23 protein-coding genes and 1 tRNA gene are annotated in these 25,221 nt (G+C 44.6%); 7 read left to right on the forward strand and 17 right to left on the reverse strand.

The features are described 5' to 3' along the window. Positions 1 to 218: 218 nt before the first annotated feature. The 5 genes from dld to VHA02S_RS13970 form a co-directional block, all read right to left on the reverse strand. Complete coding sequence (dld, locus tag VHA02S_RS13950; protein ID WP_038899524.1) at positions 219 to 1,925, reverse strand: D-lactate dehydrogenase; 1,707 nt, start codon at positions 1,923 to 1,925, stop codon at positions 219 to 221. A 447-nt stretch (positions 1,926 to 2,372) separates the two neighbouring features. Next, a complete protein-coding gene (locus VHA02S_RS13955) occupies positions 2,373 to 3,275 on the reverse strand; it encodes a LysR family transcriptional regulator (RefSeq protein ID WP_038899523.1) in 903 nt (300 codons plus the stop codon). A 218-nt stretch (positions 3,276 to 3,493) separates the two neighbouring features. Then, positions 3,494 to 3,567, reverse strand: a tRNA-Cys gene (locus tag VHA02S_RS13960). A gap of 236 nt (positions 3,568 to 3,803) precedes the next feature. Then, on the reverse strand, positions 3,804 to 5,258 hold the full coding sequence (gene viaA, locus VHA02S_RS13965; RefSeq protein WP_005443815.1) for an ATPase RavA stimulator ViaA: 1,455 nt from the start codon (positions 5,256 to 5,258) through the stop codon (positions 3,804 to 3,806). A gap of 9 nt (positions 5,259 to 5,267) precedes the next feature. Then, positions 5,268 to 6,929 carry an ATPase RavA domain-containing protein gene (locus tag VHA02S_RS13970; RefSeq protein WP_038899521.1) on the reverse strand — a complete coding sequence of 554 codons (1,662 nt, stop codon included), beginning with the start codon at positions 6,927 to 6,929 and terminating at the stop codon, positions 5,268 to 5,270. A gap of 271 nt (positions 6,930 to 7,200) precedes the next feature. Between VHA02S_RS13970 and VHA02S_RS13975 the strand changes: the two genes are divergently transcribed. The 5 genes from VHA02S_RS13975 to VHA02S_RS13995 all read left to right on the forward strand — a co-directional run bounded on the left by VHA02S_RS13975 (position 7,201) and on the right by VHA02S_RS13995 (position 12,042). After that, positions 7,201 to 7,716 (forward strand): NUDIX hydrolase, encoded by a 516-nt coding sequence (locus VHA02S_RS13975; RefSeq protein ID WP_017818795.1) that lies wholly within the window; start codon positions 7,201 to 7,203, stop codon positions 7,714 to 7,716. Positions 7,717 to 7,740: 24 nt separating this feature from the next. After that, positions 7,741 to 8,745 carry a low-specificity L-threonine aldolase gene (gene ltaE, locus VHA02S_RS13980; RefSeq protein ID WP_038899520.1) on the forward strand — a complete coding sequence of 335 codons (1,005 nt, stop codon included), beginning with the start codon at positions 7,741 to 7,743 and terminating at the stop codon, positions 8,743 to 8,745. Positions 8,746 to 8,823: 78 nt separating this feature from the next. Continuing rightward, positions 8,824 to 9,150: a c-type cytochrome gene (locus VHA02S_RS13985; RefSeq protein ID WP_017190809.1), complete on the forward strand. Its 327-nt coding sequence runs from the start codon at positions 8,824 to 8,826 to the stop codon at positions 9,148 to 9,150. A gap of 218 nt (positions 9,151 to 9,368) precedes the next feature. Beyond that, positions 9,369 to 10,901, forward strand: coding sequence for a putative basic amino acid antiporter YfcC (gene yfcC, locus VHA02S_RS13990; RefSeq protein WP_005443800.1), 1,533 nt, complete (start codon positions 9,369 to 9,371; stop codon positions 10,899 to 10,901). A 145-nt stretch (positions 10,902 to 11,046) separates the two neighbouring features. Beyond that, the gene (locus VHA02S_RS13995) at positions 11,047 to 12,042 is read left to right on the forward strand and encodes a succinylglutamate desuccinylase/aspartoacylase family protein (RefSeq protein WP_038899519.1); all 996 of its coding nucleotides are present in this window, start codon (positions 11,047 to 11,049) and stop codon (positions 12,040 to 12,042) included. Positions 12,043 to 12,154: 112 nt separating this feature from the next. On the opposite strand, the gene VHA02S_RS14000 is transcribed toward VHA02S_RS13995, so the two are convergent. Continuing rightward, complete coding sequence (locus VHA02S_RS14000; protein WP_038899518.1) at positions 12,155 to 13,276, reverse strand: multidrug effflux MFS transporter; 1,122 nt, start codon at positions 13,274 to 13,276, stop codon at positions 12,155 to 12,157. Positions 13,277 to 13,404: 128 nt separating this feature from the next. Between VHA02S_RS14000 and VHA02S_RS14005 the strand changes: the two genes are divergently transcribed. Then, positions 13,405 to 14,184, forward strand: a complete 780-nt coding sequence (locus VHA02S_RS14005) for an AraC family transcriptional regulator (protein ID WP_038899525.1) — start codon at positions 13,405 to 13,407, stop codon at positions 14,182 to 14,184. A gap of 17 nt (positions 14,185 to 14,201) precedes the next feature. Here VHA02S_RS14005 and VHA02S_RS14010 read toward each other — a convergent pair whose 3' ends face one another. The 7 genes from VHA02S_RS14010 to VHA02S_RS14040 all read right to left on the reverse strand — a co-directional run bounded on the left by VHA02S_RS14010 (position 14,202) and on the right by VHA02S_RS14040 (position 19,318). Continuing rightward, positions 14,202 to 14,723: a lipocalin family protein gene (locus VHA02S_RS14010; protein ID WP_038899517.1), complete on the reverse strand. Its 522-nt coding sequence runs from the start codon at positions 14,721 to 14,723 to the stop codon at positions 14,202 to 14,204. Between the two features lie 72 nt (positions 14,724 to 14,795). Then, positions 14,796 to 15,323, reverse strand: a complete 528-nt coding sequence (locus tag VHA02S_RS14015) for a histidine phosphatase family protein (protein ID WP_038899516.1) — start codon at positions 15,321 to 15,323, stop codon at positions 14,796 to 14,798. Between the two features lie 27 nt (positions 15,324 to 15,350). Continuing rightward, positions 15,351 to 15,779, reverse strand: coding sequence for a hypothetical protein (locus VHA02S_RS14020; protein WP_038899515.1), 429 nt, complete (start codon positions 15,777 to 15,779; stop codon positions 15,351 to 15,353). Beyond that, positions 15,766 to 16,419 carry an amino-acid racemase gene (locus VHA02S_RS14025; protein ID WP_038899514.1) on the reverse strand — a complete coding sequence of 218 codons (654 nt, stop codon included), beginning with the start codon at positions 16,417 to 16,419 and terminating at the stop codon, positions 15,766 to 15,768. The genes VHA02S_RS14020 and VHA02S_RS14025 overlap by 14 nt, the downstream gene beginning before the upstream one ends. A gap of 70 nt (positions 16,420 to 16,489) precedes the next feature. Continuing rightward, positions 16,490 to 16,735 carry a hypothetical protein gene (locus VHA02S_RS14030; protein ID WP_005446994.1) on the reverse strand — a complete coding sequence of 82 codons (246 nt, stop codon included), beginning with the start codon at positions 16,733 to 16,735 and terminating at the stop codon, positions 16,490 to 16,492. Between the two features lie 170 nt (positions 16,736 to 16,905). Continuing rightward, positions 16,906 to 17,448 (reverse strand): P-loop NTPase family protein, encoded by a 543-nt coding sequence (locus tag VHA02S_RS14035; protein ID WP_005446996.1) that lies wholly within the window; start codon positions 17,446 to 17,448, stop codon positions 16,906 to 16,908. Positions 17,449 to 17,632: 184 nt separating this feature from the next. Beyond that, on the reverse strand, positions 17,633 to 19,318 hold the full coding sequence (locus VHA02S_RS14040; RefSeq protein ID WP_009702818.1) for an immunoglobulin-like domain-containing protein: 1,686 nt from the start codon (positions 19,316 to 19,318) through the stop codon (positions 17,633 to 17,635). Between the two features lie 375 nt (positions 19,319 to 19,693). Between VHA02S_RS14040 and VHA02S_RS14045 the strand changes: the two genes are divergently transcribed. Beyond that, on the forward strand, positions 19,694 to 20,074 hold the full coding sequence (locus tag VHA02S_RS14045; protein ID WP_009699049.1) for a cystatin domain-containing protein: 381 nt from the start codon (positions 19,694 to 19,696) through the stop codon (positions 20,072 to 20,074). 88 nt (positions 20,075 to 20,162) lie between these two features. Here VHA02S_RS14045 and VHA02S_RS14050 read toward each other — a convergent pair whose 3' ends face one another. The 4 genes from VHA02S_RS14050 to VHA02S_RS14065 all read right to left on the reverse strand — a co-directional run bounded on the left by VHA02S_RS14050 (position 20,163) and on the right by VHA02S_RS14065 (position 25,211). Further along, positions 20,163 to 23,219 carry an AAA family ATPase gene (locus VHA02S_RS14050; protein ID WP_038899513.1) on the reverse strand — a complete coding sequence of 1,019 codons (3,057 nt, stop codon included), beginning with the start codon at positions 23,217 to 23,219 and terminating at the stop codon, positions 20,163 to 20,165. A 9-nt stretch (positions 23,220 to 23,228) separates the two neighbouring features. Next, positions 23,229 to 24,368, reverse strand: coding sequence for an exonuclease SbcCD subunit D (locus VHA02S_RS14055; protein WP_038899512.1), 1,140 nt, complete (start codon positions 24,366 to 24,368; stop codon positions 23,229 to 23,231). Positions 24,369 to 24,505: 137 nt separating this feature from the next. Then, positions 24,506 to 24,754 (reverse strand): hypothetical protein, encoded by a 249-nt coding sequence (locus tag VHA02S_RS14060; protein ID WP_038899511.1) that lies wholly within the window; start codon positions 24,752 to 24,754, stop codon positions 24,506 to 24,508. 82 nt (positions 24,755 to 24,836) lie between these two features. Next, the gene (locus VHA02S_RS14065) at positions 24,837 to 25,211 is read right to left on the reverse strand and encodes a UCP019853 family protein (protein WP_038899510.1); all 375 of its coding nucleotides are present in this window, start codon (positions 25,209 to 25,211) and stop codon (positions 24,837 to 24,839) included. Positions 25,212 to 25,221: the final 10 nt, after the last annotated feature.

A 25,221-nucleotide genomic window follows, 5' to 3' on the forward strand; every position in this document is an offset into this window, starting at 1 on the left:
TCTGTTCTAACGACCTTCGCCGTGAGAACGAGGCGTACTTTAACGGATTAAGATTTTAGGTCAACAAAAATTTATTCTTTTTGATTCAGATGGTTAAAAACACGACTGAACGTATGGGAGTTGAGCGATTCGATTAAAATTCAAACCACTTCTACCACCATTTATTACTAAAAAGAGCCACTGTTTAAGCGACTCTCCACATCATATCGGTTTAGTGCTTAAGCACAACAGTTACAGTTGCGCTTGTAGCGGTCCATTTTACCTATGCCTGGGTTAAAGGTGTTGGTCGGGTCAAGTTGATGATAGAACTTTTGTAGCGAGTTTTCTGCTTCATATAAGTGACCTACGTTGTGTTCTGCTGGGTATTTCGCGCCACGACTATTTAGGTGCTCCAGCATCCGTTTCTTCATCAGCTTGGTGTCTGTACCCTTCTTAAAGATGTAGTCTTGGTGGAACACATAACACATGAAATGCCCATAATAGAGAGACTTAACGAGGTTCTTACTTACTTCCTCAGGTAATGTTTCTAACCATTCTTCATCGTTACGACGTAACGCAATGTCGAGAGCAACAATGTCTTCCACTTCCTTGCGGTGAATGGTTTCGTAACGAATTGCTGCACCTGCCGCTGCAAAACGGTGTAGATACGCTTTCTTACCCTCTTCTGGTGTACATTCGAAGAAGTCACTATCGTGCTCAGCTGCCCAAACCTCTTTGAGGTATTTCTGCGCTTCGGCAATACCGCCGTCACTCATTTTAAGTACAAGATGGTGCTCGTACTTATCACGGTATTCCAACATGCGCTTAGGAAGGTGCTGTGGGAATAGCTTGCTTGCGTAGTAGAGAATAGTATCTGGCAGGTATTTACTGACTAACGGTACACGCTCTAAGAAGTTTTCAACCTTAGCTTTTAGCGAGAACATCTTAGGCAGATTGTCCGTGCCTAATAAATCGATAGAAAGGAACACATCTTTACCGTATTTTTCCGCCATGTTGAAGATATCACGGTGAAGGTACTCACCCATTTCTGGTAAGTTTTCGAATTGAGTAAGGAAGTCTTTTCTCAGCTTGGTCAATTTCTCTGGATCGTTAGTGCCTAAATAGAACACCTGCTCTTTCTCTGGGATTGGATAGCTGTCGACTCGAACCGCAAACACGCCCAGTTTACCCGCACAACCGCTCGCCTCGTACAGACGGCGTTCGTCGGCATTAAAGCGTGATGGAATATCAGACGCCACATCACGGACACGTTCATCGTATTCTTTATCCGACGCCATACGTTCATCATGAATCACTTTATCTGGGTCGAAATTACCATCTTGGATGTTCTGTAAGATCTCTTCAGGCGTCGAGCCTAATCCTTCAATACCAAGGTGGTTAACAAGATTGAGCTTACCGTCTTTGTCCACCTGAGCGAATATGGCTAATTCTGTGTAAGCAGGACCACGTTTAACCAAAGCGCCACCAGAGTTGTTCGCAATACCACCTACAACTGTTGCTCCAAGAGAAGAAGAACCAATCACCGAATGCGGCGCGCGATTAACTGCTCGCAACTCTTTTTCTAACGAATGCAGACTCGCCCCCGGAAGACAAACGGCTTGCTTACCCCCGTCTAACAGATAGATTTGCTTCATCTTGGTGATATTGATCACCACCACATCGCGGTCGTAATCACTACCACTTGGCGCTGAGCCTTCGGTCAGACCCGTCTTAGCCGCCTGCATGATGATGATGCAATTATTGTCGACACATTGTTGGATGACCTTCCACTGCTCTAGCAGAGTCTTAGGAAAAACCACCGCCAACGCCGTGCCGCTTCCTGAGCGAAAACCGCTGCGATAATACTTGGTTTTGATTTGATCGGTAAGGACATTTTCTTCCCCGACAATGGTGACAAACGCGTCGATGAGCTGCTTCTGTTTCATATCCGTATCTCTAGTTATTATGCCCAGCCAATATAAGTAGTCCGAATCTGAACGTCCATGCCACCAAAGTCCGATAACGACGCCCAGATCAAGTTAACTACATTAATTACCCATACATTCAATCACTTAAAATTCTTAGAACTGTAAAATCAACAAAGAAACTTATCGTTTCCAAAAAGAAACAATAGCAAAGTACATTGTTAACAAATGTGCACGATATCGAAGAACAAGAAAGTTAAAAGGGATGACAAGGCTTTGTATTCCTGACCTTGTCAGAATATTGAGTCAGAACAAAACCACAACATGTGAATACCATGACGTTATAGCAGCGTTATATGGCTGTGACATTGCCGATCAGTGAAGAAAATAGTTAGAGTGGAGAGTTTAAAATTTAGAGCAAATCCCTTCAATCAAAGGAGAATCACTCCTTTGAGAAAAGTTGAGCCACTAGAATTGATGGCTACGACGTTGAAAACACTGATACAGGTGCTCGATAAAGATCTTAATCTTTTCTGGTTGCTGACGAGTGTATGGGTACACGGCATAAATACCCAAGCACTTAGCCGTTTCGTCTTTAAACAACTGAATCAGTTTGCCTTGCTGTAAGTCTTCATAAACCAGCACCCGAGGCACATAAATAATACCTTGCCCTAGCAAAGCGACGTTACGTAACGCAGATGAGTTATTGGTACATAGATTCCCATCTACCTTAACCTGATACACCTCATCATCACGCTTGAAAACCCACTCACGTGCACCTGTCTCTTGATAGGCGTAAACCAAACAGTTGTGCTTAGTGAGATCGTCCGGCGTTTTTGGTCTGCCATGTTTGGCGACGTACTTAGGCGATGCACACACAATCCAGTTTGCATCAACAAGCTTGCGTGCGATTAGGCTTGAGTCTGGTAAAACCCCAGTGCGAATAGCAAGGTCAAAACCTTCGTTGACGATGTCAGCAAACCGGTTGTCCAGTTCCATATCAATGTTGATATCAGGGTAAGCTTGGTTGAATTCAGAAATAACCGTAGGAAGGATAAGTTCACCAGAGATGGTAGGTACCGTAATCTTGATATTGCCGGATAGGTTCTTGCCTAAGCCAACAATGGATTCTTCTGCAGTTGCGACGGCTTGGTAAACGCTACGCGCATGTTCGAAGAAGGATTGCCCTGCTTCTGTCAGTTTTAGCGTGCGAGTGGTTCGATAAAGCAGTTGAACGCCTATCTCCTGCTCTAATTTGGCAATACGCTTACTGACGACCGACTTAGTAAGTTCCATTTGTCTTGCTGCGGCGCTGAATGAACCTTGCTCAACCAAATGATAGAAAATAATGTAGTCGTCGGTATTTCTCATGTGTCTTCACTGCTTCCTTGTTGAAGAACATATTGTAAAGGGCTTTAAAGCTAAATGCTGGCTGAGAAGTCACACTTGAGAAGCGCATCTTTCTGTATGCAAACACTCAACGAGTGCTTGTTCAGCTTGCCAAGCATCAGATACAAAAAAACCAGCTTTCGCTGGTCTATTGTTGATGCTTTCGCATCTGGATATCGCCATTGCCATACCCAAAAATATGGAGGCGCCTCCCGGAGTCGAACCGAGGTCCACGGATTTGCAATCCGCTGCATAGCCACTCTGCCAAGGCGCCAAATTTTTTACGCTTAAAGGCTCTGCCCCGCTGCGTTGGTTGCTACTTTACGGATTCAGGAAATATAGTCAAACAAAAATCCAAAATTTCTGTTTGTTTGCTTTGTTTTAAACCAATCCGATGTTAATTCGACCTAAACCGTCCAGATTTACTCGCTTTGGTTAAAGCAAATCAAAATAGATAGGCAAAAGAAAAGCGGCAATCAGTGCCGCTTTTGTATCTCTCTATTATCGCGATTAACCGTTGGCAACGCGTTTAAACAAGCGTCCCACTACGTTTGGATGGTAAGACCATGTGTGGTCAAACATCGACATTAACGCTGGGTTTCCGTACTTCGACAAGCTAATAGCATGGAAGCGGTTCTTCTTCGCTTTTAACGCATCGACTTTTGCAAGCAATTCATCTTGCTGTTTTGGCGCAATGAAGTCTGAAATCACAACCATGTCGGCGTTTTTGTATTTGTCGCTGTTCATCAAATCGATGGATTTAATCAACGTTGGCTCCAAATCTGTACCACCATGGAAGCTGTAAGTTAAAAAGTCGGCAGCTTCACGTAAGCCATCCTGACGTGTTAACTCGTAAGTAATGTGCTCAGTGGAGAAGATAATCACATAACAGTCACGTTGCTCAGCCAGAGCGATTTGCATCAGTGCATAAGCCATAGCCTTGGCACATTGCTCTGGGAAGCCACTCATCGAGCCTGAAGCATCAACACAAACGATAAACGGTCCTTTTTCAACGTCGACCGCTTTATGATCGGGTTTGTGCGCTTTGACTTTACGTAGTGTGCGAGACTTACCTTGCGTGCGGTAGTTCATCAAGCGTTTATCAACCAAATGCTTGTAGAACACCACTTCCAGCTCTGGGTACGCCAAAAACATGGTTTCGTTAGGTAGCAATTTGTTAAGGTCGTCACTTTCATGAATACCGACGATATCGTCTGTCGCTTCGTCACTCTTTTCCTCAACCATTTGCAGCTCTTCTGCTGGTGCGCGGTTGAGGTCAGGATCATTCACTTGTCCCGCCATGCGACCAAGCTGTTCTGCGATTTCTTGTAAGCCTTTGTGCTTTTTAAGGAACTCTGCGTGGCGCTTCATCACGGTTAGGTCAGTTTTACTCAACTTAGCTGACGCCATATCCCATAAGCGCCCTACGCTTTCTTCGTCCCCAGACTCCGTCACTTTATCCATGTTACGCATGGTTTCCATACGTTGATAAAGGTCGTTGAGGACTTTTTCTTTGTTCTCTTCAAGCTCAGAGACTTGCGCTTGTTTGATTGCTTCGGCAAGGCTTTGATACCACTGGTCACAGAAGTAATGAGGGAACATTGGGTTATTCACGCCCTTGTTCTTCTCCATCATGCGACGCGCTTGCATGTAAAACGCCGAGTGCCATTCAAGCTTCTTGATCACGTCATCAATGCGCTCAAAGAACTCGTTCTCATCCCAATAAATCACTTCTTGGTAGAGCGCGAGTTCTTGTTGAAAGCGTTCTGTCTCACAGACTTTTGTCATGCGCTTTTTCACGTTGCCACGCCATTTAAGCAGATGGTTTTTCACTGAGGATTTCATGCCTCGGTTTTCTGCCATCATCATGACTTGTGAACGCGCCATTAAATCGTTAACCGCACTATCAATGATGCCTGAATCCGCCACCATGAGCGCTAAGTTGAGTCCGTCTGCACCTAACATGTCGTCTCCTTAAGAGAAAAACTGATGTAAGTTTTTGAAGCGTTGAATGATCTTCTCGCTTTCACCTTGAATAGACTCAAGTCTCTGGCTCACCTGTTGCAGACTCGACTCCATTAGACGTGGTAACTCTGGATCCACGAAACTGTGCGGCAATGCGCCATGGAAGTTGGCTTTAACCTTACGCATATGATGTTCAGCTTCACTCAATTGGCTGACTGCTTTTTCGCTTTCTGCCAACCATTTTTGGTAAAGCTCAACGTCTAAACCTTGTTGGGTAACCAAACTCACCAACACGCCGCGGTTGGCAATGTCACGGATCACTAGGTTGTTGGCAGCATCGACATCAAAACGCAGACGACACATATTGGTGTTTTGGTTCACGTAACCATACACATCGCCATGACCTTCTTTGATCACTCGGTCAAGCTCATCTTTTGGCACGTATACCCAGCGGCTGTCGCCCTTCTCTGATTCAGAGACCGACATGTTGCTTTGCAGAATAACCAGCTTAACCAGATTCACCGCCGCGCCTACTTTGTAAGTTTTCGCTTTGGATGTATCGAAGCTCATGGTTTCTTTGCGAAGCAGACCCGTTGCGGCTTCTGCGTTTAGCGTCATGCGATATTTGTCTTCGAGCTCATGCTGAACATCAACCAAAGATTCACGACAGTATTCGATTTCTTGTTCAGCTTCTTGCTGGTCAAAGGCATGTTTAAGTGCGAACTCTTGAATCACGCTGCGAACGACATCGCGTGACTCAGGGCTGTTCCATAAACAATCTTGAAGTAGCAGAAGATCAAGTGGGTTGATCTCGTCACGCCCATTGAAGAACGCGCTCGCTTTAAGCAGTTTCACCGCTTTCTTCCAACGGCGGTCAGACACGTACATGTCTGTTAATGATGCGTCGCCAAATTCAGACTCGACTTTGGTTTCCAACATCGTTTTTAGTTGGAACAGCTTTTCGAATGCGTTGTCGGTCAGAGTGAGTTTGTCGAGTTGCTGCTGCCAGCGGTGGTATTCTTCGTCTGTGATCGCCAAGCCCTCTGGAACTTGCGCTTCTTGAGACGTACCCACTGTCAGCATGGATTTGAAGTTTTGTTTGTCCTGAATGCGGTTTACAAACACGCGCACCAACATACGGTCGTATAGTGCGTCCAAGCCGCTGTCTTCATCTGGCAGCTCGTTTGATGCAGAAACCAAAAGACGCATCGGTACACGTTCAATATCGCTGCCGTTTTTAAATGTCTTTTCGTTCACAACGGTCAAAAGCGTGTTCAGAATCGCAGGACCCGCTTTCCAAATCTCATCAAGGAAAACCACCTGCGCCGTTGGTAAGTAGCCTTGAGTAAGACGGACATAACGACCGTTGTCTTTTAGCTCTTGAATGCTCAATGGACCGAACACTTCTTCAGGTGTTGAAAAGCGTGTCATGAGGTATTCAAAATAACTGCTATTATCAAAAGCTTGGATAAGTCGTTTTGCGATTAGGCTTTTTGCGATCCCTGGAGGACCAAGAAGGAAGACGCTTTCGCCGGCAAGAGCGGCAAGAAGACAAAGTTTGATGGTGTGTTCGCGTTCGTAAACGCCATCAGTTAACGCTTTCGCTAGCTTGTTGATACGCTCTGAAAGAAGCGCCTTTTCTGCATTAGATGCGAAAGATGGTTGAATCATAGAAGCTCCGGCTGTTGAACTGAGGCTGTATATATAATTTTATACATTTGTTATCACTTTGTTACAAGTGTATTTTTTAGTGAACCTCGTTTATACCAGATGCTCTTCGCGCGCGTGCGCGAGCAACCATAGTTTTCATTTATGAGACATAACTCACTGAATGTGCTGGTTTCGCAAGAGTATGAAACCATTTTCTTCTTTTGTTTCCGGTGGTTTGTGGTTAATGTGCAAAACACGTCAATGAGCGGTTACAGCTAGGATCCACAACTGCATGAGCAATACAATTCATAAATGGAAGCAGATTTCTCTAGTCGAAGAGGAAGTTAAACTGCCAACTGGTCGGATGATCACACATACCACTATCCAACACCCCGGTGCTGCCGTTATCTTACCCATTACTTCAGATGGCAACATCGTTCTTGTTAATCAATTCCGTCCCTCTCTTAACAAATGGCTGCTCGAATTGCCTGCTGGCACACGTGAAGGCGATGAAGACCCATTGCACTGTGCTCAAAGAGAGTTGGAAGAAGAAACAGGATACAGCGCCGAAAAGTTCACATCGCTTGGTCAAGTTACCCCTCTTGCTGGTTTCTGTGATGAAATCCAGTACTTGTTTGTTGCCGAACAACTGAACAAAACCAATCGATACGAGTGTGACGACGACGAAGTTATTGAAGTAGTGACATTGTCACGAGAAGAACTCGAACAACAAATTATTCAAGGCATTATTACGGATGCCAAAACTATCGCTTGCCTAAGCAAAGCTCGTCTTTGCGGTTATATTTAGGTCTTTTCGACCGAGGAGAGAATTATGGACTTTCGATCAGATACCGTTACGCAACCTACCCAAGCAATGCGTGAAGCAATGTTTACCGCTCCTGTCGGCGATGATGTGTACGGTGATGACCCAACCGTTAACGAGTTAGAGCAATTTGCTGCTGAGCTTGCGGGCTTTGAAGCCGCAATGTTCACCACCTCTGGTACACAAGCAAACTTACTTGGCTTAATGGCTCATTGTGAGCGCGGTGATGAATACCTATGTGGTCAGCAAGCGCATAACTACAAGTACGAAGCTGGCGGCGCGGCGGTACTGGGGTCTATTCAACCTCAACCGATTGAAAACAACCCAGACGGTACTTTGCCATTCGACAAGCTAGAAGCTGCTATCAAGCCAGATGACGCGCACTTTGCACGTACTCGCCTACTTAGTTTAGAGAACACCATCAACGGTAAAGTGATTCCTCTTTCTTACCTTGCAGAGGCTCGTGAGTTCGTAAACAAACATAACTTGCAGATGCACCTAGATGGCGCTCGCGTATTTAACGCAGCTGTCGCGCTTGATGTTCCAGTGAAAGAGATTGGTCAGTACTTTGATTCAATGACTATCTGTCTGTCGAAAGGATTGGCTGCCCCTGTTGGTTCGCTACTGCTTGGTAGCAAAGAGTACATCGCAAAAGCACGCCGCCTAAGAAAAATGGTCGGCGGTGGTATGCGCCAAGCGGGTATTCTTGCTGCAGCCGGTAAACTAGCCCTTACAGAGCAAGTAGAACAGCTAAAACAAGACCACAACAATGCAAAGACCTTAGCGGAAGGTTTAGCGGAATTGCCTGGTTTCTCTGTTAATCCAGAATTTGTTCAAACCAACATCGTCTTTGCCAAGCTAGATCCACAAGTGGATATCGCTGGTATCGCAGAAAAGATGAAGGAGCAAGGCATAACAATTACGCCAGGAAACCCAATCCGCTTCGTGACGCACAAAGATATTTCGGCACAAGACATCGATACCTTCCTATCTAGCCTTAAATCTCTGCTTTAACTTGATTTTGATCATTGAGCTTCCCCTAAGGGGAAGCTTTATTCTATGCGCTTTCAAGAACTACAATGAGTGCATTTCATGCTTAGATACGTGCTTCTAACGTCTCTTCTTCTCTCTTCCTCTGTTGTGGCGAAACCTTTTGGTGACGTTGATAAAGGCAAACTTAAATCGCCTAGCTGTGTTTACTGTCATGGTTCGAACGGCATGACAACAAACGACGCTTACCCCAACCTAGCCGGTCAGAATGCTCAGTACCTGTATGATTCTATGAAAGCGTATCAAGATGGGCTTCGCTTAGGTCCTTTGGCTGAGATGATGGCAGCCCAATTACGCATGCTGAATGATGAAGATTTGCGCGATGTTGCCGCGTTTTATTCAGAACAAACACCTCATGCAGAAAAATGAATAATTATGGGACTTGTGAATCACCACAAGTCCTAACTCCGTTTTCATTCGCACAACAACTAACCAAAACAATTAACCATTAAATCATTGATAAGCAACTCAACCCTCTTCAGATCAAATTATTGATGAATTTATAGTTCATCAACTCAGTTAATATTGACTTTTTATTCTATTTTATCGATATTTCATGCTTTCTATAATTCGACGTGAAATAGGTTATGTCTCACACACACGCTCAGCCATCGGAATCGGCGGCAACCCCAAAATCATGGCAGATGCCTGATACCCTCATTTTGATCTTCATTGTTGGTATTCTTGCTGCGATTCTTACCTACTTAATCCCTGCTGGTCATTTCGATAGCCAACAGGTGACCTACATGGTCGACGGTGCAGAAAAAACTCGTACTGTTATCGATCCATCTTCTTTCTCTTATGCAACCGACGAAAACGGTGAATTGGTTTACAACAAGGTTGGACTGTTCGCTTCAGGCGGTGGCATTGGTCTAATGAACTTCCCATTCGAAGGTCTGGTTTCAGGCTCTAAATGGGGCAGCGCGATTGGCGTTATTATGTTCATGCTTGTTATCGGTGGTGCATTTGGTGTGGTAATGCGCACAGGCACAATCGACAACGGTATCCTTCGCCTTATCGATAAGACCAAAGGTAACGAAGCGCTATTCATTCCAGTTCTGTTTTTGCTGTTCTCTTTGGGCGGCGCAGTATTTGGTATGGGTGAAGAAGCCGTTGCATTTGCGATTATTATCGCGCCATTAATGGTTCGCCTTGGCTACGATGGTATTACTACAGTAATGGTGACCTACGTTGCGACTCAGATTGGTTTTGCAACGTCTTGGATGAACCCATTCTCGGTAGCGATCGCGCAAGGTATTGCTGGTATTCCGGTTCTGTCTGGTATGACCGTACGTATGGGTCTGTGGGCTGGCTTTACACTTATTGGTATTGCTTTCACTATGATCTACGCAGCGCGTATCAAAGCAAACCCTGAGCTTTCTTACAGCCGTCGCACTGACAAATACTTCCGTCAGCAAGAGCTAGGTGACCACGATTCTCGTTGGAACCTAGGTGACACCCTAGTTATCCTTACGGTTATCGCAACTACCGTATGGGTTGTTTGGGGCGTAGTGGCTAACGCATGGTACATCCCAGAAATCGCGTCTCAATTCTTCACAATGGGTTTTGTCGTTGCGATTATCGGTACGATCTTCCGTCTGAACGGCATGACGCTAAACTGTGCGGCTGACGCATTTAAAGAAGGTGCAGCAATCATGCTTGCCCCTGCTCTATTGGTTGGTTGTGCGAAAGGTGTATTGCTTATCCTAGGTGGCGGTACTACTGATGAAGCGAGCGTACTGAACTCGATCCTGAACAGCGCTGGTGGCGTAATCAGCGGTCTTCCTGACGTTGCTGCGGCTTGGTTGATGTATGTTTTCCAATCTATCTTCAACTTCTTCGTGACTTCAGGTTCTGGTCAAGCAGCGCTGACAATGCCTCTATTGTCTCCTCTTGCAGACATCGCTGGCGTTACACGTCAGGTAGCCGTTCTAGCATTCCAACTTGGTGACGGTTTCACTAACGTTATCGTTCCAACTTCAGCGTCTCTAATGGCTACACTGGGTGTATGTCGTATCGACTGGGGTGACTGGGCGAAATTCTGCTGGCGCTTTATGCTATTACTCTTTACCCTATCGAGCATTGTCGTCGTCGCAGCTCACGTGATGGGTTTTGCGTAAACTGATTACCAATATCCCCAAGCAACTTAAACGCGAAAGCGGAGTTTGGGTATAAAGAATAAGGCGAGACAAGTTCTCGCCTTTTTTAATTCAAGCCGTATGGCAAACAAGCATCGAAGTAAGATGTTTTGGAGTGACAACTTTAATGGCAACACAATTTCTGGATGACGTAATTCAAGGTCATCAAGTCATTCAATCTCTTGACGTAAAAGACTTGCCTGCAGGCGAGCACAAGTTTTGGTTCCGTATCGCAACCAACGCCCTATCTCAATGGCAACATTTGCCTGTGTTGGTTTTCAAAGGCGAAAAACCGGGTAAGAAAATCATGATCACAGCAGGTGTTCATGGTGATGAATACAACGGTGTTTTAGCGGCGCAAAAGACCGCTCGTGAACTGATTGGTAAAGACATCGCAGGTACTGTAACTGTCGTTCCGACCATCAACCTAACGGGTATGCTGAACCACAGCCGTGACTTCTTCTCTGCGGATCCTGATGCATCTCCTGCAAACTTAAACCGTTTCTTCCCTGGCGATGCAAACGGCAACGAAGCAAACCGCTTTCTGTTTGCTTTATGGAATAACCTTCTTAAGCCGAACGCAGAGCTGGCTATTGATTTGCACACTCAAACCACTGGTGCTGCTTACCCACTGTACGTGTTTGCCGATTTCCGTATCGAGCAATCTCTGGAAATGGCTCGTCTTATTAACCCAGACGTAATTCTTAACGATCCGGGTGACGCTGGAGTACTTGAAACCGTCTGGAACAACAGCGGTATTCCAAGCATCACCATCGAGGTGGGCATGGGTCGTTACACAGAACAAGAGCTGATCGACCGTACTGTGACTGGCATCTTCAATATCCTTGCTCGCCATGACGTAGTGACCGGTGAAGTTGCAGAGATCACGCCTTGCCTAGAAGGCAAAGACATCATCAGCATTCGCGCTGAATTAGGTGGCTTTGTACTACCACAAGTGAAGATGATGGATAAGGTAGAGCAAGGTCAATTAGTTGCGATTCAATACGACAGCTTTGGTGATGAGATTCAGCGTTACACTGCCCCAACAGAAGGCACGGTACTGAGCCACAACATTGAATCGATCCGAGCACCTGGCTCTTTGGTTGTTCGACTGATCAAGTAATACCTTTAAATTTAATTGTTTGTAATTTCAGACTGTTAGAATCAAACCAATAACACAAAGCCCTGCATAACTTGCAGGGCTTTTCTTTGTTGCTCTCTTCAACATGCTTCAGCTAGGCTCTGCGTGACAATGTCACCAATAAAACTAAAGCTGCACACAACATAAGAACAAATCCAAGGTTTTGAATCATTCCAGCTAAGCCTAAACCTGAACCAATCATCAAGTAGTACATTAATCCTAGCAATGCCCCTGCACTGCCAGCTTGCTCCTTGTAATCAACCAAAGCGGTACTCAGTACATTTGGAATGGCGATACCAAATGCCATCACAATGAATAACATTGGCGCCAAGAACCAAATCGATGTTTGCAGCATAAACACACCGAAGCCTCCGATGATCAAAAATGCTGATGCAATCCAAAGCAAATGCGTTTGTGAGCGACCTTTTGCTAACAATGACTTGTTCATCAAACTGCCGATTAAGGTACCAACGCCCAATATCACACCGCTGTATCCGAACTGCTCAGAACTTAGTCCGAGCTGCTCAAAAGTGAATGCGCCCAATTGGTAGTATGCGAATAAAGCAATGTTGTAGAGCGCAACTAACCATGCAGATTGCCAAATTTGAGCGTCTTTCAACATTCGTCCAAGTAATGAACCTATGTTTAGCGGCTGCTTTTGAGTTTGTGTTTCAGGTAGATTACCCGCGTTGTAGCACAGCAAAACAAGCGCCAAAATAAACAACGTAAAGAACACAACCTGATAGCCACCGAGTGCTGTTAACTGACCACCGAGCAACATGCCAATCACTGGGCTAATGGAAATACCCATGCCCATAACGCTAAATACTTTGCTTAGCTCATCGCCTGAAAAGCTGTCTCTTAGCATGGTTTGTGTCACGACCGACCCAACCGCAATACCAAAAGCACTGAACGCGCGAGCCATCATCATCACATCAAAGCTTTCTGTTTGCATAGCGACCAAAGCAGATACGCCGTAAACAAGCAACCCTGCCAGCATGGTCGGGCGTCTGCCCCACTTATCTGCCAAGATTCCCCAAACCACCACGCCAATAGCAAATGCAGAAAAATAGATAGATAGGGTTTGCGCCGCTTGCGAATACGTTACAGCAAATGACTGAGCAATGTTGCCAAGTGCTGGGCTGTAAATGGTCTCCACAATTTGCGGAAACATCAGCATCACCACCATCAATCCAATAGAAGGTTTCGTTTTCATTTTTACCTCTCTGTCCCACTCCTACAGATGTTTAAGTGGGTAACGAACTTAACTTGGCGTGCAGTATAGAAGGCGTTATGCTTTACCCATTAACAACATTAAAACCAAAAACATCAAGATTCGGACAAATGGCAATTATTGAAGATAATACTCGATTTGATGCGGACGCAATTGCCGCGAGCGTGGTTGGCATCGCAGCGGATGTCGGCAAACATGATTCCGGTATGCACGAGCACAAGAAAGGACAATTGCTTTATGCGCCACAAGGCTGCATGACGTTCGCACTCGATAACTCTATTTGTACCTTACCTCCAACCAAAGCGGTGTGGATTCCGCCGCATACTTCTCACAGAGCTGTCATGACTAACGTTGTAGCTTACCGTTCACTCTATTTCGATTGCCGTAAATACACCTGCCCTGATGAGATAGTGATGATTGAGGTGAACGACCTTTTAAAAGCACTGATCGACAAAATGGCATTGTGGGAGTGGGATATTGAAGAAACGAAAACCCAAGCAACGAGCGCTTTGTTTTGGGAAGAGTTTTACCAAGCGAAGCAGTTTGAGTTCTCTTTACCCTTGCCTTCTAATCGACGTTTAACAGGGTTTCGTAAGGCAATGACCAAGGGTGATTTTATAGCTCCTGAGTTAAACCAACTGTCACAAACCGTTGGCGCGAGCAGCAAAACCATTACACGCCTATTTAAGGCTGAGACTGGCATGTCTTATCAAGATTGGCGTCAGCAATGGCGGCTACTTAAGGCTATTGAGCTCTTATGTGAAGAAAGACAAGTCAGTGATGTTGCCCATTGTTTGGAGTTCTCATCAGACAGCGCATTTATTGCGTTCTTTAAGAAACAAACCGGGCAGACACCACTGAGTTTTATGAAGCGCAGATCGTTGTTATAAGGCGATCATTTCGCTTGTTATTTGGTTTGGTCTACGAGAATTAACTCGTCCAACGCAAAGCCTTTCTCTTTTGCTACTTGTTTAAAACGCTCGATGGTTGCTTTATCGACAGTTGGTGTGCGTGACAGTAGCCATAGGTAGTCGTGATTGAAACCAGAGATAAACGCGTAGTCGTAGTTCTCACCTAGCTCAAATACGATGTAAGACGAATAAAACGGACCGAAGAAAGACACTTTTAGATGCCCTGTATTTTCACCATCAACGAAATACGCTTTGCCATCAGCTTGCGTCCATTCTTTATCTTCTTCTGAATAGCCTCGGTTGATAACCGTTACGCCACCATCCTCACGTAACTCGTATTCAGCCGTCACATTCGATAAACCGCGCTCAAAAGAGTGATCAAGACGCGCAATTTCATACCACTTGCCTAGATATGGTTGAAGTTCAAAGTTATTGACTGGCTCCACGCCGTCCGGTTTAGACGTACAGCCAAACAACGTTACAAGGGACAAAAGTAAAAGTGTTTTAAGAGATTTCATACAGCAACCTGAAATTAAACTAGGGTCTGTTGACCTTTTGAGCTGATTTTACTATAGAAGATAAAAATTCGATCAGAAATTAATGTATCGAAATTCTCCACAGGACAGTCCTACGTCTTGGAAACCTTGTAGTGCTTCAAACACATTAAAGTGGCTCACGACAACAACCTTTTGATATTGGCGGTAACGATCCAGCACCAACTCTGCCCGTGCTTTTAGCTCATCAACATGTTCGTAGCGACTGTCGGTCATTGGAATACCCGCTTTTAACAACTCTCGGTATTCCTGCCAGCGTCGGTCTCTCTCATTCAAGGTAATGTAGCCGCCTTCTTTGTCAGCACGCCACTCTCTCAAGTCATGCTCAACAAACAAAGGCAAACCGCGATGACGATTGAGAATTTCTGCAGTTTGAAGTGTTCTTGTGTAAGGAGAGCTGATGATGATTTCAGCATCATTGAAGACTGGATGATTGAGTTTTTCTTGCAGCACGGGCAAATGCTCTCGACAAAGCGGCGCATAATCCTTCTCAAGTTGAGTCATCTGCCGCTCATCCGATAACGTAAAATCTGGCACGCCATGCCTTACAAATACAATGTCCATATTGTGGTGATCGTCCTTGTTAAATTGCTATTGAGAAATTGGAGTCAGTTTTAGATAGGAGTGCACTTCTCCATTTTTGTATTCAATCGCAGAGTGGATGGAAGGTTCACGGTTTCCCACAACAGAAAGTTCGTAAGTATTTTCACCTTTGTAGATCGTGATATGAAGTACACCAGCCTCTAGCTCCCAATGCCCTTTGGTATGAAGGCGTCCAAACAAGGTGTATTCATCGAGTGAACCATCCGCATGCAAGTGCACCTCTGTGATGTAGCCACCCGTGCAGCTCTTGATCCAGCAACGATCACTGACTTCTTCGAGGCGTATTTCTCTTTTGCTTGCCTTCCATTTTGAGAAACGTTCGGACTCTGCAAACGATGCTTCGATATCGGAATGTTCTTTGATGGGCGCACCTTCAAGCTCGCGTAAGCAAAGCTGAATCCAACTAGTTATTTGCATGGAATGTCCTTAAGGTTTCAATTGCCCTTTTTACACCTAAACGTGGGCTGCTTAATACTGGAATGTCGACATCAACTAATGATGCAGCACCTGACATCGAAGCTTGTGCCAGTACGATTACGTCATAATCACGAGCCTTTTGCTCTATTACCGCTTTTATCTTGTCGTAATAGCCTTGGTTATCTTGGTCGAGAAAACGCTCCCAAGCCCCTTCAACCACAAACGTATCTAACTGACGGATACAATTGCCCTCACTTGTCTCAAGTAACGCCAAGCTAGGTTCAATGGTTGTCGATAATGCCGCGAGTAACAACACTCGCTCATGAGTGACAGCTTGGTCACCCATCGCGCGGTCAATACGCTGAACATTGGTTCCCTGCTCCGTAAGTGATTCAGCAAAGCGACCAATTGAGGAGCAGGTACAAACCACCAAGTTTGCTTGCTCAGAAAGCTCGCGTACTTTGCCTTGTACGGATTGTTCCACCTTAGATTCGTCCTCTCCAGCAACCAAACGCTCTAACAAACCAGCATCGGCAAAGTGTGCGACTTTTAAATCAGGTGCGAGCTCTGTCATCAGTTCGGAGAAAGGTGGAATGTGTACGGGTGAAGTATGAAGAAAATATAGGTCGTATGGCTTCATGCTAAGTTGTCGATTTTTAGTTCAATTTCGACAACTTAGCACAAGGCGATGGGAATTAATGCGATCAGAGTTACTGTTGTGCTTCCCAAAGACCAAGAAAGTACTTGCCGTAAACCACTTCGGTTTGTAGATGCATAATCAGTAAAAATGCAATTAAAGCTAATATAAAGCGATTGAAATAACGACTGACTTTGGTACGGATTTTTATATCGAATACACCGATATGGATACCAACATAGGCAAAGGGATAAACCAACAAAACAGCGAGTAACCAACCTAGGTAGCCGGATATCGCCATTTCTTCGTAGCCGATCATAATACCTCCACAATGAATACGACGGGAACGTTATTGGGGTCTGTTAATCTCTCGAGCTGATTTTTGCAGCGAAAGGTCAACAGACCCTAGTATTCATCATCTAACGGAGGCGGAATGTCAGGATTTACACCGCTGCGAGCCGTTGCCAAAAAGTCACTTAAATAAGTTACTTATCTATTTATAAAATCTTGAGAACCAAGAAAATCTTGTGCCATTTTTGGTGAAGTGATGTGGATGAACTCGATAGGCGAACCTTTTAAGTCATCTTTCAATTTTAAATAACGCTTCCGATTCTTTCGGTAATTCTTAACCGACCACCAAATAATCGAGTCTGTACTCAAAAACGCTTTTCTAAAGCTTTCTCTATTGCCAGTTCCTTCCCAAAACTCTTCTTGAGTCCATGCCCTTTTAATAGCACGAGTTATGGAACGATAAGTGGTGATAGAACGTGAATAATCGAGCCAGATGATGGTATCGACTCTTTGCCATTTGTATGGTTGTGTTCGGCTGTAATTCCCGTCGAGTACCCAAGCGTCTTGTTGAGTTACGTCCACGACTTTATCGAAGAACGTCTCATCATCGAGTTCTTTCCAATCGGGAAGCCAGAACAACCTGTCCATTTCTATGTACGTGACACCTAATTTCATTGCGAGCTGCTTTGAAAACGTCGATTTACCGCTTGCACTGCTGCCTACTACATTGATCCTTTTCATTAAATCCTCCTAGGTGACCGTACCAAATTGACAAAGAGCGACGCATTCCAACTATAGGTAAGTCTGGAAAATGCGGAGGCGGGATATTAATGATTACGCTTTAAAGTTCTAGTGTAGGTTCAATAAGATGTGAAGTTACGCGCATAAAAAAGCCTCCAGTGAAGGAGGCTTGCAAATGAACTAATTACAACTTATCCCATGCGTCTGACCAATAAACGGTTTCACCTGGCGCATAAGAAGGATTTGAACACCACCCCGTGTATGGCCATGGTTTACATTGATACAAGTTGCCATCTGAACCTGTGACAATGTCACCTGCTTCATACGCTTTTCCAGATTCATACGGAGGGTAACTGCTGCCATCAGAAACAATCACAGAGCGTTGAGCTGTCGTAGTTTGATTAGCACTGTCCGTTACGCGGTAAACCAAGTTGTAGACGCCTAGAACGTTCACATCTACACGGCCCTCTACACGAACTTGATCAGTCAAATCACCGTCTTCTGCATCCGTGGCTTTTACACCTGCCATTGGGTCAAATGCATCACCAAGCTGGATAGTTGTATCCGCGACACCTTCAAACTCAGGCACAAGACTGTAAACAACAACCGTTCTGCTTTGCTTGGTTTCATTGTTGTCGCTGTCTTTTACACTGTAAACCAAAACATAAGTGCCAACGGTGTTCACATCAACTGAACCTTCGACAGTAATGCTGTTAGTTAGGTCTCCATCTTCTTTATCAGATGCGGTAACACCTGCATACGGATCAAATGCACTACCGTGATGCACTCGAACATCGTTGATGCCGCTAAACACCGGTTCGCCTTCACTTGGCGGTGGTGGAGTCTGACCGTGGATAAACGGACCGTAATCCTTCACAAATTTTTCACCGTACGCCTGACCATTCTTGTTGGTGCCCATATCCCAGTTAACTGACCATGTCATTACGCCACGAAGTGCCTGCCCTTGCGCTTTAAGTTGGTCAAACGCGTCGTAAAGATCTTGAGGATCTTGTACAAAGCCCGTTGCTGCTGCATCAATGTTAGATGGAATACCAAACACCAATTTGTCATGCGGAATTTTATGGAAACCACGTGTACCGTTCGATAGAGAGTCTGAAATGTAGTAAATGAATTCTTGTTTTAGCGCATCATTGTTTTGTGCAATCCAACCCACACCTTCAACCCAAATACCATCACCACCTTGGTTGTAAAATTGAGGGTTGATCCAATCGTAGTACCCTTCTAATCCAGTAATATAAGGAACGTATTTGCCACCTTCTGTTAAGTATGGAAACTCAGGCGCCATCGTAATTAGGAAGTTTTTGCCCTGCTGTTGATAGTGTTCTTTTACAAGGCGAAGTGCAGCTGGGATTACTGTTTGGTTGTCTGACGCGGTTACTGCAGATTGCTCTAAATCGATATCCAGACCATCAAAGCCGAACTTATCAGTAAGGCGGATGATCTCTTGTGCGAATGCTTGCTCATCGCCAGTTTTCAGCTCGACGTGCGCATCTGCACCACCAAGCGCAATAAGAACGGCGCGTCCTTGTTGGTTTAGTGCGCTAATTTGATCAATAAATTGTTGTTCTGAAAGACCAATATTTGGATCGAGCTTAAAGGTTGGAATGCGGCCTTCGCTGGTATTGAACACCTTCATGAAGGAGACGTTAACCACATTGTACATTGGGTCAACTTCATCCAGCGTCACACACGGCGCATTACCGCCCTTGTAACCAGCCCCATCGCACCAGTTATGCCAATAACCGACTACAACACCGCCATCTGGATTCACCATTTCATTAGCGGATGCTACGTTTGAAAGACCACTCAAACCCAATGCTACTGCTAGATATAGCGCTTTTTGCTTCATCGTGTTACCTCTCATCCATTTTGCTTCATCACAACAATCATTCAGCACTTTATATTAGTGCCTAATGAATTTTTATTGGATTATATGGCTGTATTGCGCAAACAGATACACGTGCAAAGTTATGTTTTCCAAGTCTATTTTATAATTGTGATCTTAATTCACGACGCGAAATGAATAGGAAATTAGCGTTCGCTCTTAAGCGTGACTTACTAGCAAAATTAGGCAAAAAGTTAACCAAAATCTATTTTTTGGAGCTCGCTCGCAACGATTTAATCAGGATTTAACCCTGTTCATATAAAAAGTTTGCACAACGTAGACATTGGGCTGGAACGCCAACTTATATAATGCGGGCTTACATAAATAGAGGTTATTTTTATGAAATTAAAAACAGTGTCAGCTTGCGCAATCTTGGTTTTGCTTGTCGGATGTCAGCAAAAAACTCAAGATGAAGCGACACAGTCAACAACCTCGGCAGATGTATGTAATACACAAGGAAATATGCCAGGTGGGTGGAACGAATTCGATGCTACCCCAGACGCTCAAAAGGCAATGGCCTTTGTCCTAAACAAAATGGAAACTCTCGCTTCGTTTAAACAGATCTTGTCCGTTCATGCACAAATTGTGAGTGGTGTGAACTACGCGATAGAGTTTGAATTGAATGACGGATCAGTTTGGAACACGGTTGTTTATCGCAACCTTGATGGTGAATATGCGATTACGCAATCACCGAAAGAAGGTCGCTTCTGCGAACAATAAATGCTTCGAAACTGAGAACCAAAAAGCCCCGCTATTTTACACCGTAATTTAGTGGGGCTTTTTGTTTATTCATATTTTCCAGTACTGATTAAGAATCAAATGCCATCTGAGACTTCACAGAAACTGTAGAACCAAGTCGCGACGGTTCGACATCAATGCGTTGCGCCATTTGCTCTTTCAGCTCGGAAACGTGAGAAATCACGCCAATCATGCGACCCGTTTGTTGTAAGTCGACCAAGGTTTGAATCGCAAGATCCAAAGATTCCGGATCTAAGCTGCCAAAACCTTCATCAATAAACAGCGTATCCAAGCGAATACCGCCACTGTAAGACTGCACAACATCAGATAGACCGAGCGCTAATGCCAACGCTGCCATGAAAGATTCACCACCCGATAACGTCGCAACATCACGCGTTTTACCTGTGTAGCTGTCCTCTACTACCAAATCCAAGCCTCGTCCTGCCGCACCTTTAAAGCCTTCAGTTTTACGAGCCAAGATATAACGACCTTTACTCATCAGACTTAAACGCTGTGACGCTTGAATCAATACATCGTCTAATAACACACCAAGGACAAATCGGTGCAGACTGATGCGGCTACCCGTTTTACCGCTTGCAACGTCATACAAGGTGCCAAACACTTTATATTCGTCTTCTAACTTAGTGTTCTTGTCATGTAACGTCGCGATGTCATTACGGACTTTCTCTAGACGTTCAAACAAAGAGCGCGTGCTATCAAGCTGATTACGCGCTTCAACGTAACTTTGCTGATTGCTGTTTAGCTTAACGTTAAGCCCTTCTAAATCTGGCAACACCAAGTCTTTCAACGTTGAACTTAAATCTGCCAATGTTTGTTCTAACTTGATTTGAGTCAGTTTGAACGCATCAATTTCTTTCTGCCAAACCTGCATCTCGGCTTCATCAGCTTTACATGCTAGGAATTGCGCTTCGTCCTCGAATGCACTCGCCAGCAAAGCCTGGTTCCAATCAGCTTTGGCTGTGTTCAAACGATCGAGTGCCTCATTCAACCACTGTTGATTGGTTGTCAGTTGGCTTTCAATATTGGTCTTCGCCAGCACCGCTTGTTGCAAATGGTTTTGTGCAGACTCGAATGCGGTATTTAACTCCGCAATCTGTTTTTGAATCGCAATAATATCTTGTTCAAGAACTTCAAGAGATGAGCACTTAGCATCTAACGAAGCAGAGAGTTTAACCAGTTGCTCTTGGTTCACTTTTATCGTCGATTCATTCGCTGCCATCTGGTTTTGCAGATCATTGATCTTACCTTCCCCAGTGACACAACGTTGGTTTAACTCATTGACGCTTTGTTCCAACTGGACCAAGTTAATCGATGACAATTGCTGTAAACGTTCGTTGAACTGCTGCATAGACGCTTGCAACGCGCCTAAATCCATTGATGCGTTTTGACCAAGCTCAACGGATAGTTGCTCAATCTGCTGCTTGTATTGTCCGACTGCGATATTGTGCTGCTCCAATTGATTGCTTAATTGGTTAAGCGCAACTTGCCCTTCTCGCTCCGTATTTCGAGCACGCTGAACTTGCTCTTTTGTTACCTCTTCACCAACAAATTGAGCGGGCTGAGGGTGTTCTACACTACCGCACACCGGACACATTTCACCGGCTTGTAAGCGCTGAGCTAAAACCGCAGCTTGAGCATTGTGCCAGCTCAATTCAAGTGTATCTGCTGAGCGTTGAAGTTCTGCGTATCGCGCTTTTGCTTGGTCAACCGAAGCTTGTTTGCTAGGCGTCAATGCATCCAATTTAACTAGCTCTTGGTTTAAGCCAGTGAGCTTCTGTAGATCTTGCATTAAACGTTGTTGCTGTTTTATCTCAGCATCTACACTGCCAATACTTGCAACATCGATTCGAGCTTGATCCAGTGACTTCTGACCTTGTTGTGCCTCTAGCGTTAACTTCTCTTTCAGAGCGATATATTTCTTAAGCGTTACCTCAAACTCGGATTTTTGCGTCAAACCTGCGTTAATGGCTTTCTCTAGCTCAGACTTTTCAACCAACTTTCCTTTCATGCCTTCAAGTTGGTATTGCTGCTCTGTCAGTTTTGGCAATTGTGCAGCTTGTTCTTTCGCGGTTTGCAATACGCCTTCTTTGGATTTTACCGCGTCATTTGCCACAGTAAGATCTTGAGATAGCTTAGCCACCTTTTGCTCAAGTTCTTGCGATTGCTTTGAGGCGTTTTGTAACGTGACATAAGGCAACTCAACCTTGCTTGCCTTCTTCGCATTGTCTAACTGCAATTGACGTGATGAGACAGCATCGCTCTGTTCTAAATGTCGCTTCAATGCAATTTCGGCTTGCTCGCGCTTTTTGAACTCATTGCTCAGTGCTTCTGCTTTTTGCAGTTCCGTTTTTACCGCATTTAATTGCGCCAGAGATTCTTGCTCTTGCTTTTGTACAGATTCAAATTGAACAGATAAGGCTTCGCGCTGCTCTGTCAACTCCGCTTCTGAAGAAACACCAGCCACCTGCAGTGCGCCTCGAATTTGGTTATCAAACTCGTCTTTGGCTTTGCTAATAGCACTCGCTTTGTCTTTCAGTGCGTATTCAATCTTCTTGTAGATATCCGTTTGGAATAGCTGACCAAAGATCTCTTCCCGCTCTTTGGATGTCGCAAGTAACAACTCTCGAAACTTACCTTGTGGCAACACCATCACTTGGCGGAACTGAGTTTCGTTCAAGCCAATGATATTGGTCACTTCTGTCTTTACTTGAGTTGTTTTGCTGGTGATGAGCTTTTCTTCGTCCGTAATCTCATACAAAGCTGCGGTATGCTTACGCACCGTCATGCCCTCACCACGCGCCTTTGGTGCTTCTTGTTCTGGTGAGCGAATCACTCGATAAGACTTACCGTGCAAAGAGAACTCTAACGTCACTTCGGTCAATAACGTTGGCGCTGCCATATCGCAACGCATTTGAATACCTTGGCGCTCGTTACCCGTTGTTTCACCATAAAGAGCAAAACAAATCGCATCGAGAATCGAGGTTTTACCCGAACCAGTAGGACCATTGATAAGAAACAGAGGGTTAGTTCCCAGCTTGTCGAATTCAATCGTTTCTGTTTGAGCAAACGGACCAAAAGCCTGCATTGTCAGTTTAATGGGTTTCATGTTTGGTCCTTACTGAGCTTGCTGAGAAAGTTGTTTGATAATGTCACTGATCGCTTGATCTTGTTCTTGCGATAATTGGCCGTCTTGCGCTTCCGAAAAGAAGTCTCGGAACATGTCTATCTCACTTCTCGCCAACTTCGCTTGCGCCATCTCCTGCTCGACACCAATTAACATTCCCGGTTTTTCTAGGTGCAAAACATTCGGGTAAACAGTACGTAGTTTTTCCATTGGGTTTAAGATTGCGTGCTTATCCATCAAACGTACCAACAAGTAGTCTTCGTTTTTCGGATCGGTTTTGCCCTTCTCTATCACTTGTTCAAGTTCACCTTCAACGATTCGCATCTCATGAGGTGCAGCAAGGTTAATGTGCTCTGCCGAGACAAACCCATTTTGGTCAATTTCCACCAGTGTGAACCCTTTCTTCTGATTTTGTTCACCAAAACTGTATTTCATCAGTGAACCAGAATAACGAATGTACTCTTCGCCTTTTTTCTGTGGCTGGTGCAAATGCCCCAACGCTACATAGTCAAAGTTGAGGAAATGCTCGTGACTGACGCGGTCGGAACCGCCAATCGAAAGTGGACGCTCAGATTCAGACTCAATGGCACCATCGACAAAGCAGTGGCTGACTAACACGTTGCGTTGCTCTGATTGGAACTGCTCAGCGATTTTTTCTGCAAGTAACTTGTGCGCTTGATCGTGGGTCGAAACGGGTTCTTGGTAGGCAAAACGGACTTGCTCAGGGTCGTTATAAGGCATGCCATAAAAAGCCACTTGCCCTGCGCTTTCGGTTTCAATAACAACAGGGGTAAGCATGTCTTCGAAGTTACTGATAATGTGAAGGCCCGCATTTTTCATCTGCTCAGAGCCAAATCCCAAGCGCTCTGCACCATCATGGTTACCAGAAATCAAAATCATCGGCGTGTTTAGCTCACCACAGATTCGCTTCACTACTTTGTTAAGTAGCTCAATCGCAATGGTTGGTGGGACAGAACGGTCATAAATATCACCAGCAACTACCACCGCATCAACAGGGTTGTTTTCAATGTATTGGATTAACTGGTCAAGAACGGCTTGCTGATCGTCAAGCAAAGAGACGTGATGAAACTGTCGGCCAAGATGCCAATCTGAGGTATGGATAAACTTCATTCGAATTCACTTTCTGCCATCTACATGGCGTTATCTTATTATCCCCCTAGGATATCGTGAGTTCGTAAGCTTTTCATGTGGTTTGTGGCGTATGCTGAAGTTAAAGTATAAACGAGCTAATTGTGCGTTCTTCAAATCTACCAACCATAAGCATCTGAGATTTGGCGATATAGTTCCTCATACGCATCTTCTTCATTTTGACATTCAGTTACAGACGTAATTCTTCCTTGACTGTTGTATACAACTTGCCAAGAATCATCTCGATTGACCACACACAAACACTCACCATTTTTTAGTCCATCTAGGCTATAGGATTGATGAGGTACTTTTTTCAATTTATCAGCATTCATAACAAAGCGAACTAGTGTAGAGTTTTCATCATTCATTTGCGTTTATATCCTTTACTTAATTTATTTGCACAAACCCGCTCATTATTTAGGGGGAAAAGACATGCCCTAAGAACTCGGTTTACCTATCTAAAAATTCTACGTCCAACCGCTCGACACAGAGACAAATAAACTGACCATCCAAATATGCATAATCAGACTCTAAAAAACCATCACAAATCTTAAGTCCAGCGTCTATGGTCCCACCGCTTAGTCTACCTAATAGCTTATAAGCATAGGTACTATCGACCCTTGTCATACTAGTTTCGTCTGCACTTTCCTGCTCTGTTAATTCAAAGTCCAACATTTCAAATGCAACGGGATATTCTTGCCCAATATACAATTCATAGGGGCACACCCCGGCAAAACAGGTTAATTCGACACCATTAACTTCAAGCGTAACTTCTTCTTCAATATCTGAGTTTAAGCTAAGAACTCTTGCCTTGTGTGTGATCACTATTCAGCCA

Source organism: Vibrio harveyi NBRC 15634 = ATCC 14126 = KCTC 12724, assembly GCF_001591145.1.
Taxonomy (GTDB): domain Bacteria; phylum Pseudomonadota; class Gammaproteobacteria; order Enterobacterales; family Vibrionaceae; genus Vibrio; species Vibrio harveyi.